The 15,491-nt window shown below is 54.5% G+C and carries 14 protein-coding genes; 8 read left to right on the top strand and 6 right to left on the bottom strand.

The window, feature by feature from the left end; all coding sequences use genetic code 11:
• Positions 1–241 precede the first annotated feature (241 nt).
• Positions 242–1,411, top strand: a complete 1,170-nt coding sequence (locus tag FBR45_RS04020; protein WP_138499540.1) for an acyl-CoA dehydrogenase family protein — start codon at positions 242–244, stop codon at positions 1,409–1,411.
• A gap of 83 nt (positions 1,412–1,494) precedes the next feature.
• Here the strand turns inward: FBR45_RS04020 and FBR45_RS04015 are convergent, their stop codons facing one another.
• A complete protein-coding gene (locus tag FBR45_RS04015; protein ID WP_138499538.1) occupies positions 1,495–1,737 on the bottom strand; it encodes a GlsB/YeaQ/YmgE family stress response membrane protein in 243 nt (80 codons plus the stop codon).
• A gap of 83 nt (positions 1,738–1,820) precedes the next feature.
• Positions 1,821–2,594, bottom strand: coding sequence for a peptidoglycan editing factor PgeF (pgeF, locus tag FBR45_RS04010; protein ID WP_138501913.1), 774 nt, complete (start codon positions 2,592–2,594; stop codon positions 1,821–1,823).
• 293 nt (positions 2,595–2,887) lie between these two features.
• Here pgeF and FBR45_RS04005 point away from each other — a divergent pair, with 293 nt between their 5' ends.
• The 7 genes from FBR45_RS04005 to FBR45_RS03975 all read left to right on the top strand — a co-directional run bounded on the left by FBR45_RS04005 (position 2,888) and on the right by FBR45_RS03975 (position 11,042).
• The gene (locus FBR45_RS04005) at positions 2,888–3,289 is read left to right on the top strand and encodes a T9SS type A sorting domain-containing protein (protein WP_138499535.1); all 402 of its coding nucleotides are present in this window, start codon (positions 2,888–2,890) and stop codon (positions 3,287–3,289) included.
• A 179-nt stretch (positions 3,290–3,468) separates the two neighbouring features.
• A complete protein-coding gene (locus FBR45_RS04000; protein WP_138499533.1) occupies positions 3,469–4,959 on the top strand; it encodes a S8 family peptidase in 1,491 nt (496 codons plus the stop codon).
• Between the two features lie 37 nt (positions 4,960–4,996).
• On the top strand, positions 4,997–5,266 hold the full coding sequence (locus FBR45_RS03995; RefSeq protein ID WP_138499531.1) for a hypothetical protein: 270 nt from the start codon (positions 4,997–4,999) through the stop codon (positions 5,264–5,266).
• 232 nt (positions 5,267–5,498) lie between these two features.
• Positions 5,499–7,151, top strand: coding sequence for a putative maltokinase (locus FBR45_RS03990; RefSeq protein WP_138499529.1), 1,653 nt, complete (start codon positions 5,499–5,501; stop codon positions 7,149–7,151).
• Positions 7,152–7,182: 31 nt separating this feature from the next.
• The gene (locus FBR45_RS03985) at positions 7,183–8,031 is read left to right on the top strand and encodes an SDR family NAD(P)-dependent oxidoreductase (protein WP_138499527.1); all 849 of its coding nucleotides are present in this window, start codon (positions 7,183–7,185) and stop codon (positions 8,029–8,031) included.
• Positions 8,032–8,096: 65 nt separating this feature from the next.
• Positions 8,097–10,160: a 1,4-alpha-glucan branching protein GlgB gene (glgB, locus tag FBR45_RS03980; RefSeq protein ID WP_138499525.1), complete on the top strand. Its 2,064-nt coding sequence runs from the start codon at positions 8,097–8,099 to the stop codon at positions 10,158–10,160.
• 108 nt (positions 10,161–10,268) lie between these two features.
• Positions 10,269–11,042: a hypothetical protein gene (locus tag FBR45_RS03975; protein WP_138499523.1), complete on the top strand. Its 774-nt coding sequence runs from the start codon at positions 10,269–10,271 to the stop codon at positions 11,040–11,042.
• Positions 11,043–11,178: 136 nt separating this feature from the next.
• Here the strand turns inward: FBR45_RS03975 and arr are convergent, their stop codons facing one another.
• The 4 genes from arr to FBR45_RS03955 all read right to left on the bottom strand — a co-directional run bounded on the left by arr (position 11,179) and on the right by FBR45_RS03955 (position 14,885).
• A complete protein-coding gene (gene arr, locus FBR45_RS03970) occupies positions 11,179–11,625 on the bottom strand; it encodes an NAD(+)--rifampin ADP-ribosyltransferase (protein ID WP_138499521.1) in 447 nt (148 codons plus the stop codon).
• Between the two features lie 70 nt (positions 11,626–11,695).
• Entirely contained in the window at positions 11,696–12,286 is a 591-nt protein-coding gene (locus FBR45_RS03965; RefSeq protein WP_138499519.1) for an HD domain-containing protein, read from the bottom strand.
• A gap of 213 nt (positions 12,287–12,499) precedes the next feature.
• Entirely contained in the window at positions 12,500–12,760 is a 261-nt protein-coding gene (locus tag FBR45_RS03960) for a hypothetical protein (protein ID WP_138499517.1), read from the bottom strand.
• Between the two features lie 751 nt (positions 12,761–13,511).
• Positions 13,512–14,885 (bottom strand): IS110 family RNA-guided transposase, encoded by a 1,374-nt coding sequence (locus FBR45_RS03955; protein WP_138499515.1) that lies wholly within the window; start codon positions 14,883–14,885, stop codon positions 13,512–13,514.
• Positions 14,886–15,491: the final 606 nt, after the last annotated feature.

Here is a 15,491-nt window from a genome sequence, read left to right as displayed (position 1 = left end):
ACTATTCCGGTGAAACTTATCGACCTGGTCGACTGGTTCATCTCCGACACTTTATTTCGTATAACCTAAGCCAATGGATAAACTATTGGTAATCAGGATTGGTCTGGCTCGTATTTTCCGTAAAAAATGACCTAATTCTGGTATCCATTTTGCCTACATGGTGGTTAGATAAGAAGCGATTGCATTTATCCGTTTTAAGGATAGCTTCAACAACAAACCGATAAAACCAGGAACTGCACTTATGGTCAGTGAAATTGTAGAAAACCAAGTTAGTACATCTGAGCGAACGGCATTGTGTCAGCTCATTATTCAGGCCGTTCGTGACATTAGTGAGCGTCATATCCGTCCAAACAGCCGCCAATGGGACGAGACCCAGCATTTTCCGGCCGATCTGTTTCGTTTGTTGGGCGAACAGGGGCTGATGGGTATGCTCGTGCCGGGCGAATATGGCGGGGCCGGGCTCGGCTACCGCGAGTACGTAGCCGCTATTGTTGAACTGTCGCGGGTCGATGGTTCGATTGGCCTGTCGATGGCCGCCCACAATTCGCTCTGCACCAACCACATTTTATTATTCGGTAACAGCGAGCAGAAGCAAACCTACCTGCCCCGGCTGGCCAGCGGAGAATGGATCGGGGCCTGGGGCCTCACCGAACCCAATACCGGCTCTGATGCGGGCAACATGCGCACAACGGCGGTTCGTGACGGCGATGAGTGGGTACTTAACGGGGCCAAGAACTTCATTACCCACGGCAAGAGCGGGAACGTAGCTGTGGTGATTGCGCGCACCGGCGAACCAAATGCCCCCCATAACGCTACGGCCTTTGTGGTTGAACGGGGTACGCCCGGTTTCACGGGTGGACGAAAAGAAGATAAGCTGGGCATGCGCGCTTCCGAAACGGCCGAGATGCTGTTTCAGGACTGCCGGATACCAGACAGCCAGCGGCTTGGCGAAGTAGGCGATGGCTTTGTTCAGTCGCTGAAAGTGCTCGATGGCGGGCGTATCTCCATCGCGGCCCTAAGCCTGGGAATTGCCTACGGAGCCTACGATGCCGCAGTGGCGTACGCCAAAGAGCGCGAACAATTCGGCAAACCGATTGCCAGCTTCCAGGCAATTGGGTTCAAACTGGCCGACATGGCTACCGAGATCGAAGCTTCCAGGCTGCTAACCTACCAGGCAGCTGACCTGAAAGACGAAGGCAAAACGGTGACAAAAGAGTCGGCCATGGCCAAGCTGTTTGCGTCGGAAACAGCGGTGCGGGTTGCCAACGAAGCCGTTCAGATATTTGGCGGTTACGGCTATACGAAAGATTTCCCGGCCGAGCGGTTCTACCGCGATGCCAAGCTGTGTACCATTGGCGAAGGCACCAGCGAGATCCAGAAGGTTGTGATCTCCCGCCAGATCCTGAAATAGTCTGAGAACAGCAGCGGGGTCAGCAAGAAGAGGAACTTACCGTATCCTGCTTCCTGTTGACCCCGCTGCTGTTATAATCTTTATTAGACCGTCCGGCGTGAGCCTTTAATCAAAGCCGCAATACCGAGAATAATAACTGCCCCTACAAACGCGGTCAGAATCTGATCAATGATACCACCATCGCGGCCAAAAATCCACCCGCCAACAAATCCGCCGGCAATACCAAGCAGAATTTCAGCAAGCAGCGAAAACGAGAACCGTTTGAAAACAAGGTCGGCCAGCCAGCCAGCTACCGCACCCACCAGGATTGAAACTAGGATACCCATGGTCTTGTGTGTTTGGTTTGTTATACGTTGAGTAAAAGTTGTTTGTGTCAAACAGATACTTAACGCAGGACACAAAACTTTGTTTAGCACTTCGAGCCAATGACCGCGAGCATACGCCCCGTTTGCCCCTTCTCGGCCCGGTACGAGAAATAGTCGGCCCGGTCGGTTACCGTCGAGAAGGGAGACAGTTCGATCTGGTCAGCCAACAAACCGGTATCGATCAGCTGCTGTCGATTGGCCGCTTTCAGATCAACAGCTGGGCGCTGCGTCTCAGGCTGTATCTGTACAAATTCGGCGGCAAACTGATCAGCTACTTCCGGCCCCACCTCAAACGAGCAGGCATCGATACAGGTACCTATATATCCATAACAATCGGCCGGGTCGGTACCGAACTGATTCGTCATAGCAGCCAGCGTTTTCACGACAATACGGCCAACGGTACCGCGCCAGCCCGCATGAACAGCCGCTACCGCCTTATGCCGGGGGTCGTAGAGCAGGATCGGTACGCAGTCAGCGACCGTAACACCTACCAGCAGCCCCGGTACGTTCGTGATTAGCGCGTCGTACCCGGCATACCGGCCAGGCTCAGTGGCATACAGCACATCGGTACCATGTACCTGGTGAGCAGACGCAAATCCCAGGTCGGTGGCGCCGATGTACTGGAAGAAGCGACGCCGATTCTCCTCCACATGGGCGGGCAGATCGTCGGTATTGATGCCTAGATTCAGGGAAGCAAACGGAGTCGGGCTCACACCGCCATGTCGGGTACTCTCGGCCGATACCAGCGTATCGAAGCGGGCCAATAACGCTGGTTTCCGATACAGCGGGGGTTCTGTCGTAGTTGGTTGATTGATCATGTCGCTCATCTGCAAACCGGACGGGTTCGCCATAGGCTGTTAAGGCCCGAAATGTACGGAATCGATTAGTTTACCCAATGATCCGGACAGCTTTGCTCCTATACGGTGACTGGCTGCCGGGCTTGTACCGCATCGAACCGGGCTGGCTGCTGCACAACTTTACCAGGCCTCAAACCACTCATCCGGTATATCGACCATTCCGCTAGTTTGCAATGCATAGTACTGTTGGGTACCCATATCTTTGTTTCACCAACCGAGACAAACCCGGCTGCTGAACACAAACAACAAAAGCTATGAAAACCCTCATCAAATCACTCGCGCTGACTCTTCTGACAGGCATCGCCACGGCATCGGTATCACTGGCCGAAACCAAACCCATTGTTCGCCCTACGGCCGCAGCTTCGTTTAAAACGGGTGTTTACAGCACTTCCAGTGGCAAACTGCACATTTCGCTCGACAAACAAACCGGCGGTACGGTTGATGTTCGGCTCAAGGATGCCAAAGGAGCCGTACTATACAGCGAACACCTGGGCCGGAACGAAACCCGATACCGCACCCGTCTGGATTTGTCCGAACTTGAAAACGGCACCTACGAACTGGAGATGACCAATGGCGTTGAAACCACCCGCCAGACAGTCGTCATTAACGCGCAGCAACAACGGATTGTCAACATTCAGCTGCTGGCCGCCAAGTGATGATAACCGCTCACTGGCCCCGACCGCCGGACTGATAGCTCAGTCCGGCTTTTTTTGTGGCAAAAAGGCCGAATCTAGGGAATACCGCGTCATTTCCGATACTGTTTCTGTCCATTAATACGTTACTTGTGCTGTCAACGTTGCCCATTTTTGACCACTCGTCAACCTGTATACGCGTTATGGACAAACCACCCCGCTACCAGAATTACGTTATCCTCCCCGCTATCGGCGTTCATTTTTCAACCAATCGTCCGGTTTCAGAAACGCAGGTTCAGTACGCCAGACTCACGCCCAACACCCACCTCAACACCCTGCTGGACGGTGGCCTGCCCGACCAGGCGGTGGTGCTGGACTCGACCGAACGGGGCGATATCAAGCTCATCCGGCTGCCCGAGTCCGAACTGCCCGACCTGCGAGCTCAGCTACCGGGTCTTCGCTTTGTTCCGGAAGTATTTTACTACCCACAGCGCTGGCAGCACGAAGTCCGCAACAAACCGGCTCCACTGGCCAATCAGGTTCGCACGGCAGTACGGATTGTGCTGCGGGCCGCCAAAACCAATATCCCTATTGCGGGTGCAACGGTCATTGCCTTTACCAACTTCGACGAGCGGGAAGGTGAACAGGCGATCTCGAACGCGCAGGGCGTTGTTCGTTTCAACAGCGTTGGCAACCGACCTATCGATCAGCTCTTCGTGTATCCTAAGGTGGGGTACTGGAGTTTCTGGAAGCAAAACCTAACACTGACCAACAACGAGGTCTTTGCCATACAGCCCGTTACTCCCGACTATACCGACGCTAAAAACTTTTTCTACCCACCCGCGCCGGCAGGTGATCCGAATGGACAGCAGGTAAAAGTAGCGGTTATCGACACCGGTGCAGGCCCCCACCCCGATCTGATCATTAAAGGGGGGGGCTGTACCGTAACCGGCGATGACCCCAGCGATTATGCCGATATCGATGAGCACGGCACCCACGTATCAGGCATTATTGCCGGACAGGGCACCCCACCAGACAGCCTCCGGGGCGTAGCGCCCAACGTCTCGCTGTTTGTATACCGCGTATTTGGCCGGAGCAGCCAGGGAGCGTCCAACTTCGCGATCATCAAAGCCATTGAACAGGCCGTAGCCGACGGCTGCGATCTGATCAATATGAGCCTGGGGGGTGGTGCATCCGACGATGCCACCGAAGATGCCATCAGCTATGCGCACGCGAACGGAGTTGTCTGTTTCGTAGCGACCGGCAATGATGGCCGGCAACCGGTCAGCTTTCCGGCTTCTTACTCGCTGGCCCTGGCGGTTGGGGCCATGGGGCGTAAAGGCACGTTTCCGGCCAACACGACCGACGCGCCAAACGTAGAAGCTCCTTTCGGTACCGACCGCAAAAATTTTGTAGCTGCCTTTTCCAACATTGGCCCCGAAGTCGATTTCATTGCGCCGGGCGTCGGGATCGTCTCAACGGTGCCGGGGGGGTATGCTCCGCTCAGCGGTACGAGTATGGCCTGTCCGCTGGCAACGGGTATCGCAGCCCGGCTGCTCTCGGCCGAACCCGATATCCTGAACATGCCGCGTACGGCTACCCGGGCCGAAGCCATTGTCCGCCTGCTGGCAACAAAAGTAAAAACACTGGGTTTCGGACCAACCTTCGAAGGGATTGGAATGTTGTTTGTATAAGTTTTGTTGGCTATCTATGCAAACAGTTTGCAACCCAATGACAATCAGGACTATGGCGCAGGACAGATATATCTTGAATTTTAAGGGCACCCCGCCCCTGCCTGCCGATGATATCCGGCTGATCCGGGCCAAGTCGAACGTGGTCGATTCGAGCCGCAAAACGCTGCTGGTCGAAGTCAACGAAGAGGAAGCCGTTTATGAGCTAACCCGCCGACTGACCGACTGGACCGTTAAAAAAGAAGCGCACTACACCGTACCAACCACCAGACCCAAGGTTCAAAAACCGCCCCGGCCGTATAAGAAATAACTCGTTGATACCAAGCCAGTCTTCTGCATACGGAGGCTGGCTTTTTTTCTGGTAGCCGGCCACTGCCCAAGTTGGGGTAACATTGGGTTGTTGCGTTTGTTGTATATTCAAGAAATTATTTACCTACAACCGTTGACTGACTGGCCCAGGCCCGCGGCTCAGGCCCGGCTGCCCGCCACTCGCTGATCAGCCCATACCCGTTGCGCAGACCCCGGTCGGCGCCTTATCCAGTATGTCTAGTACGCCGTTTATCTCCTCAATCACTGCCTGGCCTGACCTGGCTACCGATACTCAATTCCGGGCTGATCTCGCTCAACTCTTACTGCCCTATATCAACACCTGCCGCTGGTTTGCCGGTAAAGCCCGGCAGCAGACGGGCTGCTCCGTACAAACGGTTCACACCCTGCCGCTGCCAGACGATTCCGTAGCGTATCTGCTTATTCTGGAAGCCACCTACGCCGACGGCATCCCGGAAAGCTACCAGCTTCCGCTGGCGTTCCTGCCCGACAACGCGTCCGCGCTGGAGGCTGTGCCCGACAAAGGCCGCATCGGTACCGCCACCCTGGCCGATCAGCCCGGTACGCTGATCGACGCCATCTACGACGAGCGCTTCCGAACGGCCTTGTTTTCGGCCATATACGCCAACCAGACGATAGCCCAGCCCGAGGGTACGCTGGCATTTCACCGCGGCAAGGGACTGGCCGACGGCGATGCCAGCCTGCCTTCCCAGGTGTTGCCCGTCGACTCCAGTAACTCGGCCATGACGTTCGGGGGCAAGTACTTCCTGAAGCTATACCGCAAGCTCTTTAACGAAACCAATCCGGAGGTCGAGATGGTCGCCTTCCTGACCGACGAGAGCGAGTTTGCCCACATACCGGCTTTTGGTGGTAGCCTGGTCTGGCAGCGGCCCCAAACCGACATAACCCTCGGGATGGTACAGCGCCTGGTGCCAAACGACAAAGACTCCTGGGCACAGACGGGCGATTACCTGAACGATTTCTTGTACGCTGTACCACAACGCCTGTTTGCTATTCGCGAAGACGTATTCGACAAAGTAGAACTGCTGGGCCGACGAACCGGCGAAATGCACTGCGCCCTCTATAAACCCGACCGGCCCAACGAACCGGCCAACCCGGCCTTCGCCCCGGAACCGTTCACCAATGAGTACCGCGACTTCCTGATCCGGCGTTTCGAAGACCTGCTCGACCGCCGGTATGCCCTGCTGATCGACAACTACACCCGGCTCGACGCCCAGGCGCAGCGGCTGGCCTGGGTATTTATGGAGGCCAAAGAGATGATCGACGCCTTCGTCGACGATTTTCGCACGCGCCCGCTCGACTCACTCCGCATTCGGATTCACGGTGATTATCACCTCGGACAGGTGCTGGCTACGGAGTCGGACTTTGTGCTGATTGACTTCGAGGGCGAGCCGGAAAGCAGCATCAGCGAACGAAAAATCAAGCACTCACCCCTGAAAGACGTGGCGGGCATGATCCGGTCGTACCATTACGCGGTTTCGGCCAAGCTCTTCAACTCCGCCGAAACCGAAGGCATCGACCCCGACCATCTGCAACGGGTGTCGGACCGCTGGTTCTACCTGATCCGCGATACGTTTCTGGATGCCTACCTCGACACCTTTGGCGCGCCCCACCCGCTCTTCAAGAACAACAACGAGATCAACTTCCTGCTGCTGATCTACCTGCTCGAAAAAGCCGTGTACGAGCTGGGCTACGAAATCAGCTACCGCCCCTCCTGGGTAAAAATTCCGCTTAAAGGTATTATTGATGTGGTACGCGAGATCGAAAAAATCCGGCTCAGCGACGGCGACCTTATACCCGACGTACCCATGCTCCAAACAGGGCTTTTGCAGGGAAAGCATAGTTGATCCTGGTCCATTCTAAACCCATACCATACCCTTGAATCCGTTTCAGAACACCGTTGTCCTTATTACCGGAGCCGGGTCAGGGATTGGCCGTCAGCTCACGATTCAGGCCGCAGCGCAGGGAGCCGCCGTGCTGGCCACCGACCTCAACGAAGCCGGTCTGGCCGAGACAAAGTCCCTGTCGACCGGTGTGGTTACAACAGCCCGGCTCGACGTTTCGGACGCCGGCGCGATTCGGGCATTTGCCGCCGAAACCATGCCAGCTCTGGACGGGCGCAAACTCATTCTGGTCAACAACGCCGGGGTAGCCCTGGGCAGCGGCCCGTTCAGCGAAACCGACCTGGACGATTTTGAGTGGCTGCTCAGTATCAACCTCTGGGGGGTTATCCGGATGACCAAAGCCTTTCTGCCGTATATGCTGGATGCGAGCCGCGCAGGTGGCCCGAATGGCCATATCGTTAACATATCGAGCGTATTCGGTCTGGCGGGCGTCATGAACCAGTCGGCCTATTGCACCGCCAAGTTCGGGGTTCGGGGCTTTTCAGACGTGCTGCGTATGGAGCTGCTCGACACCCCGGTTCGGGTAACCTGCGTACACCCGGGCGGCATCAAAACCAACATTGCCATCAGCGCCCGCGTCGGCAAAGGAACGTTCGTTACCGAGGCCATGCATAAGCAGGGAGCCGCCAGTTTCGAGAAAGCCGCCCGAACCACCCCCGACGAAGCCGCGCGGGTAATCTGGAACGGCGTCCGGAAAAATAAAGCCCGGGTTCTGATCGGGGCCGATGCTCACCTGATTGAGCGGCTGACCCGTTTGTTTCCGACCGCCTATGTCGGGCTGATGAAGAGCCAGATTGAAAAAGCGTTTAGTACGGAAGGCTGAGATTTTTTCTAACTTTCCGGCCCTGATCGCGTTCAACAACGTACGTAATCCGATTCGTATACCCAATGGCAAAACGCACAACTTCTTCCGAATCAACGTCTGATTCCTCCAATACGCCCCGACCGACCCGTTCCCGCTCGGCTAAAAAAAGCGACTCCATCACCGAATCGATCAACGCCCAAGAGGTACCGGTTCAGGCCGATCCCGTCAGCCAGCCGCCCACCGAAACCGGGCCTTACTCTCGCTTCACCGATTTCGATATACACCTGTTCCGCTCGGGTAAGCACCAGCGGCTGTACGAAAAGTTCGGCTCGCACGTGGTTGAACACAATGGCGTTACAGGTACCTACTTCGCCGTGTGGGCTCCGTCGGCCCGGTACGTAGCTGTCATCGGCAATTTCAACGGCTGGGACCGGGGCAGCCACCCCATGAACGTTCGCTGGGACTCGTCGGGTATCTGGGAAATTTTTGTTCCGCATATCGGCAGTGGCGAATCCTACAAATATTTCATTGTCCACGAAGGCGGCCGCGAGCTCGAAAAAGGAGACCCCTATGCCCACTTCTGGGAAGTACCCCCCCGTACGGCTTCCATTGTTCGGGATACGTACTACGAATGGCAGGATGGTGACTGGATGGCCAATCGAAAAGCCAAAAACGCGCTCAACGCGCCCGTTTCGGTGTATGAGGTTCACCTCGGCTCATGGAAACGCGACCCGTCGGACCCCGAACGGGAGCTGAGTTATGGCGAGATAGCCGACGCGCTGGTGCCGTACGTGCAGGACATGGGCTTCACCCATGTCGAGTTCATGCCGGTGATGCAGTATCCCTACGCCCCGTCGTGGGGTTACCAGATTACCGGCTACTACGCCCCCAGCAGCCGCTTTGGCACTCCCCAGGATTTTATGCGCCTGGTTGAGCGACTCCACCAGGCCGGAATCGGCGTATTGCTGGACTGGGTACCGAGCCATTTTCCCGGCGATGCCCACGGGCTGTACGAGTTCGACGGGTCGCACCTGTACGAGCACCCCGACCCGCGCAAAGGCTATCATCCCGACTGGAAAAGCTATATTTTCAACTACGGCCGCCCCGAAGTGCGCTCGTTCCTGCTGAGCAACGCCCTCTTCTGGCTCGACCGGTGCCATGCCGACGGCCTTCGGGTCGATGCTGTCGCGTCGATGCTTTATCTCGATTACTCGCGCAATGCGGGTGAGTGGGAGCCGAACGTATTTGGCGGTCGCGAAAACCTCGATGCCATCTCGCTCTTCAAAGAGATCAACGAAGCCGTTTACCTCAACTACCCCGACGTACAGACCATTGCCGAAGAGTCGACGGCTTTTCCCGGCGTGTCGAGACCGGTATTTACGGGCGGACTGGGTTTTGGTATGAAGTGGATGATGGGCTGGATGAACGATACGCTCCGTTACTTCGAGCGCGATCCGGCCTTCCGCAAGTTTCACCAGGACGAACTGACGTTCAGCACGGTTTACGCCTTCACCGAAAACTTCATGCTGCCGCTCTCCCATGACGAGGTCGTGTACGGGAAACACTCTCTGGTCGGCAAGATGCCCGGCGACGAGTGGCAGCGGTTCGCCAATCTGCGGTTATTGTTCAGCTACATGTTTACCCACTCCGGCACCAAGCTGCTGTTTATGGGTGGCGAGTTCGGACAGACATCGGAGTGGAAGTTCGACGCCAGCCTCGACTGGCACCTGCTGGAGTTTGCTCCGCATCAGGGCATGTCGGCCTGCGTTAAGGCGCTCAACAACCTGTACCGCACCGAGCCAGCGCTGTTCGAGCGCAACTTCACGGCCAACGGCTTCGAATGGATCGACACGACAGATCGTGAGAACAGCGTCATCACCTACGCCCGGAAGGGTGAAAATCCGGCCGATACGCTGCTGATTGTCCTGAACATGACCCCGATTCCGCGGGGCGATTACCGCATCGGGGTACCGTCGGCGGGGTCGTATAAAGAGATTTTCAACTCCGATGCGCGGGCGTTTTACGGAAGTGGCGTACAAAACGAAGGAACCATCGGCAGCGAAGAACAGCCCTGGCAGGGCCGGCAGCAGTCGATCCGGCTTAACGTGCCTCCGCTGGGCGCGGTGATTCTGAAAATTAGCCAGTAAACCTACGTCCTCAGAAGCCTGAAGGAGGAACCAGAGAAGGGAAGACCGTTAACTCCCTTCTTTGTGTCCTCCTTCTTCTGTTTATTCGCTTTCTCTATCTTTGCCCGCATGAAGACAGTTTTTGCTGGTTTGTTTTTCCTGCTATCCGTTCAAAGTTTTGCCCAGTCGCCGGTGGCAGCCCGCCTAAGCAGCGGATACGATCTGGGGATGGCCTACTCGAAAGATCACTACAATCCTTCCCTCGCTTATTATCAACTCATAAACATCGGCGAACGAAAGCTCTTTGCCCTGGGCTGGACACTGCGGCTCGGCGCCTTTTACGGGGATAACCTCAATTACTACACGGCTCCGGCCCGGCTCACGCGTGAGAAAACCGGTTTCGAAGCGCTGGGAGCTCCCCTCGTAGTGCGTAATGTAGACACCGTTCGTTATGATTACATTACCGCCACCTCGCTGAACGTAGGCATTCGTGCCCAGGTCAACCTCGGGCGGGTAACTCTGGGAGCCAGTGCCGACGTACTGGGTCTCACGCTGGGTCGCTGGCGCACGGGGCGTTACCGCTCGTCTACGGGTCAGTTTACTATACAGAGTGCTTCAGGCAGCGATTCGGCGAATGTCTTCTTCCAGGGCGCCAATACCTTTCAGCGGTCGTACCCAAGCCGGGTTAACCTGCGGCTGCTGGGCGATAACGACATCGGCACCCTCTCGACCGAGGTATACGCCCGGATTAACGTTTCGCAGCGCCTGGGCGTGAAACTCGGCTACCAGTGGCTCACCACCGAAGCAACCGTTCAGAACCGCGACGTCATTGCCGACAACAACCGCTTCCGACACCGCGCGGGCATGCCTTACCTGGCCCTGACGTTCCCGATTTTTTACTGACATTCTCTATCATATATACAAAAGGGACGGCGCCAAACCGTCCCTTTTTTAGTGTGACTGACTGTCTTGTTTTGCCGCCTGGTGGCTAGCAGAACGGGTGATACTGAAAAACGACCCAACGCGGAGCGGGCCACGTTTAATTCTCTATAGTATCAAGCCCCTGCTCTCTCAGTTTGGCCAAGCCATCCTTCATGGCTTTAACCTGTTCTGGTGAGTGTCCCTGCCAGAGCGTAACCTCTCCAACAACTTTGAAGGGATGCACGGAGCGGTATGCCATCGTCGGATTACCCGGAAACTTCCTGTTGGTCAGATTCGGGTCATCTTCGATCGGCCCCGTTGGTTCTACCAGATAGATCCGTTCGCGGCCCTCGCCAGATGCGAGTTCGGCACCCCAGACAGCTGCGTCGAGCGTTGCGGTCAGGTAAATGTGGTTCAGTTTATCGTACTGAGCGTAGTTTGAGCTGAAGCCCACTTGTATAAAGTCACCCACCTTCAGGTCGGCTTTGGTGCCGTGCAGGTATGTCTGGGCAAACGGGCTGTAAAAAGGGGCTGTCGTTTTCGTTTCGCGCTGCGTGTCTTCCATAACCGGTCGTTGAGGACACTCGTTGATTTAAACGTTCTCGTGACGTGGCAGTCAGGCCCCGTGCTGTGTACTACTTCTTCAGGATGCCCTTCTCGACACTCTCGTTGATCAGGCCCTCGGCGTACTTCCAAACCGCTGCCGACCCGTTTTTAATCGCTTTTTTCTTGTCGTATACTTTTTGATACCTGACGTCGAACTCCGCCCAGGTTCCACCATTGTTTGAGGTGTTCTGGAGCAGCGGTTCAAACCGGTCCATGGCTCGGGCAAATTTCGCTTCAGCCGTCAGCCCCTCTTCAAACTCTTCCCAGATCGCTATAAACTCATCAGCCTGCTTTTGTGGCAACAACCCGAATATGCGTCGGGCAGCCGCTAACTCTTCGTTGGTATTCGTATGATTTTTTTGCGTGTCATAAATGAACGTATCTCCAGCGTCGATCTCGACAATGTCATGAATCAATACCATTTTGATGACTTTCAGGACGTCAACCGGAACATCGGAGTGCCCGGCCAGCACAATGGTCATCATGGCCAGATGCCAGCTGTGCTCAGCATCGTTTTCGGGTCTGTTGCTGTTAAACAGCTTTGTTTTACGCTGTATGTATTTGAGTTTATCAATCTCCTTGATAAAGTCGATTTGCTTTACCAGATCGCTAGTTTCCATGCTGAGTAATAAATAAACCTGATTGTCTGATCCAATAACGATGTCAACAACAACGCCGGTTAACCGACCTAAACCATCAGCTAATGCCAACGGGTGTTGACGCTAAACGAGGTATCTGATTGCGCATCGGGCTCTACCCGTTGCTTCCTGTTCGGTCGAGCAAAGGGCGGCACGAGTAGCCTGCCGATCAGGAAGCCATAGCGCGGCCTGAAGTCAAAAAACCTGGCTGCGCGCCTGCAGTTCCTTTTTGACAGCCCTCACATCATTTATATTGATATAGAGAACTGAAGACAAGGCCAGGGGAATTATCAGCAGGGGGAGCCCGATGGAAGCCTGCTGGTTAAAACACAAAAAGAGAGCGGCTATCAGCAATAGCGAGAGTAACCCACCGAGCGCAGCTGTTACAACTTCGGTCGTCCTTTTCCGTTTGAGCAAAGCCTCGTTGCTCATCTCCTGAATTGTCGGGCTTTTCATACAGCTAATGTAGCAAAATCAAAGTTATTTTATCGGGTACATATACCGTTATCGGACCACTTTCTGGCCAATTCAGCCTTACCTGGAACCGTCATATATACCGCACCGAGCTTAAAAGCGCGGCCTCCCGGAGCGTGCCTTCGTAAGCCAGGGCGGCCTGCGACTTTTAAACCCCGCCAGCTGACTACTTAGAGCATCACTACCGGTTAACCCGACGGGCAAGCAAATAGTGAATTGTTCCTATCAGAAAACATAACAAACCTACCCCTCTGAGCAGAATCCCCCAGCCGATGACGTAATACGTGTCATAAAGTTGAATGTCAACTTCACTACGACCAGCCCATAAAGAGACAACTATCAAGAGCAGGCTAACTCCTAAAAATATCAGTCTGGTGTTCATTACTACTTTGTCTACGATGGAGCTATACCTAGGTCTACGTCCCTGCTGCACGAACGCAGGCACACGAACATTTAACAAATGGTCCGTCTAACACCCGCAGGTATTGACGTTACTTATCAAACTGACTAATTGGCGCGTCCGGCTTGTCGCCCGAAACCCGAAATGGAAGCCCAGCGCTACCCTTCGGGACATGAAGCTTGTCGCCCAGGACCGCCAAACGATCACGGAATTTTAAATTTGCGCCCAACGCCTACGGGGGCTGATGGTCGGCACATAAGTCCGTACGAACGAACGTACTTGCACCTTTACATACCCATCTTGATGTACGCATGCCTCCTAACACCCTCATTATCAAGCTTCACCCAAGTTAGTAAAAAGCCCCAAATCTGCGCCCGTTATCCCAAACTTTAGCAGCTTTTTCTTCATCTGACGAATCTGTTGCTGCCGTACTTGCTCCCCATCCCGAACCAACTTGCCCGGATCATACGCTTCTTTCGTAGTCAGCATCTTGTAGACCACTACCGCTAACTTACGAGCTGTGGCCGTAATGGCTTTGATTCGGCCTGCTTTGTAGGCAATCTTCTGGAAGAAGGCCGTTAACGGATTCGGTTTTTTCATGTTGCCCAGCGAGTTAGCCACCATTCGGAACGTGTTGGGCAAGGTTGATTTGTTCTTTAACGTCTTCTTCGACAACACTTTACCGCCCGACGCTTTGTTGTTCGGTGTGAAACCCAGCCATTTGGCGAAGGCTTTGGCCGAGTGAAACTTGCGGATCGACTCGCCTACTTCCGCCATGAACGTCAACAACGCATCCCGACCAAAGCCAGGAATGTTGCTTAAGTCCACTCCCAGCAACTTGTGAGCATATTGCTCGATAGGTAGACGCGGAGTGTTGCGCGATTGACGCAGTTTCACCCGGCCAACCGTGGGGTCAGCTACAGCCTTAGGTTGCTCCAACCCGTTGGTATGATCAGTGAAGTGTCGGTCAAGTTCCTTGTCCAACTCAGTAATCTCATTTTGGAGGTTCAGATAAAGCCGATAGTTGCTGCGCACTTCAAAACGCATCGCCCCATTCCAATTGCCCCGCAGCAGTTCAATAATTTCGACAGGTTTCTTTTTACAGCCACTGTCGACTAGCCCGGCCAGTTCGACCGGGTCTTCCTGGCCCTGACAGATGGCGGCAATCACCCGCAAGCCTGATACCGAATTGGTGTCCGTTAATACTGCATCAAGCCGGATGTTACCCGCCCGCAGTGCCTTCTGGATACGCCGGATGTAATCTGCGGCATCCTCCACCAGCGTCCTGCGCAACCGGACTAAAGGTCGGATGAGCGTGGAAAACTCATCAGGCAGGAAAATGGGCGGTAACAAACCCAGACTGTGCAGGGTACGGATGTGGATAGCATCCGACGTATCTGATTTGAAACGTCGGTAGTTTTTCGTGTTGGCACCGGCTGTCACCAACACGTCAAAACCAGATTCCTGAAGTACATTAACTAATGGTTTTTCGTAGCCGCCCGTTGCTTCCATCGCCACATGCTTGACCTCATGCTCGGTCAGCCATTGGGCCAGCCTAAACAATTCTTTGGTCGATACACCAAACTGTTTGACGTGTTCTTTAGGATCGTCGCCCACAGCTACAACGTGAAACTGAGAGCCAATGTCGATACCTGCCACCTGCTGGTGGACGATGGGCATAGCCAGATAGTTGTCTTGCTTTTTCATGCTTGAGGGGTAGTAAGCAGTTGAAACAAAGGGCTATCAGCGGGCTATTAAAGATGAACGATAATCATGATGTACGGAGTAAGAGCCAAGCTCTTCTACCAATTGGGTTCTCAAAGCATAAAGTGCCAAGCAATCTATGACAAATAGCCAAATCGGGCAGTTGGACGGGTTGATGAGCACCAAAAGACAGGGACGATCTTCCCAGAATGGGCTACTGACAGCCAGGTAAATATAGGGGCAAAAGGTGGCCTCCTGTTCTCATGCGTTCTCTTGGTTTCGTTCGTGAGCGAACACAGTGGCTGTTGGGCTGTCAGCCTAACCTCGGGACGAGCAACCTGTCGCAAGACAGGTAAACTGCGCGAAGTAAAAAAAGCATCAATACGGAATACTGCCAAGTAATAACGTACCGGTAAAATCACCGACGATAAAAACGCAAAGCCAATTGTGTCTACTACGTAAGTGTTCAATTGCTGGAGTATCATTTTCATCAGCACTCAGAAAATAATAGATATAAAGCAGTTTTCTAAAATCTGGCTTAAACGTATACGTCAACAAACTTAGTACGGGTTTACTATCTCGTAACTGAATCACTTTGTAACACCAATA

It is taken from the genome of Spirosoma lacussanchae (assembly GCF_005870035.1).
Lineage (GTDB): Bacteria > Bacteroidota > Bacteroidia > Cytophagales > Spirosomataceae > Spirosoma > Spirosoma lacussanchae.
The sequence above is the reverse complement of the archived record's forward strand: the minus strand, read 5'-3'. Positions and strand labels throughout refer to the sequence as shown.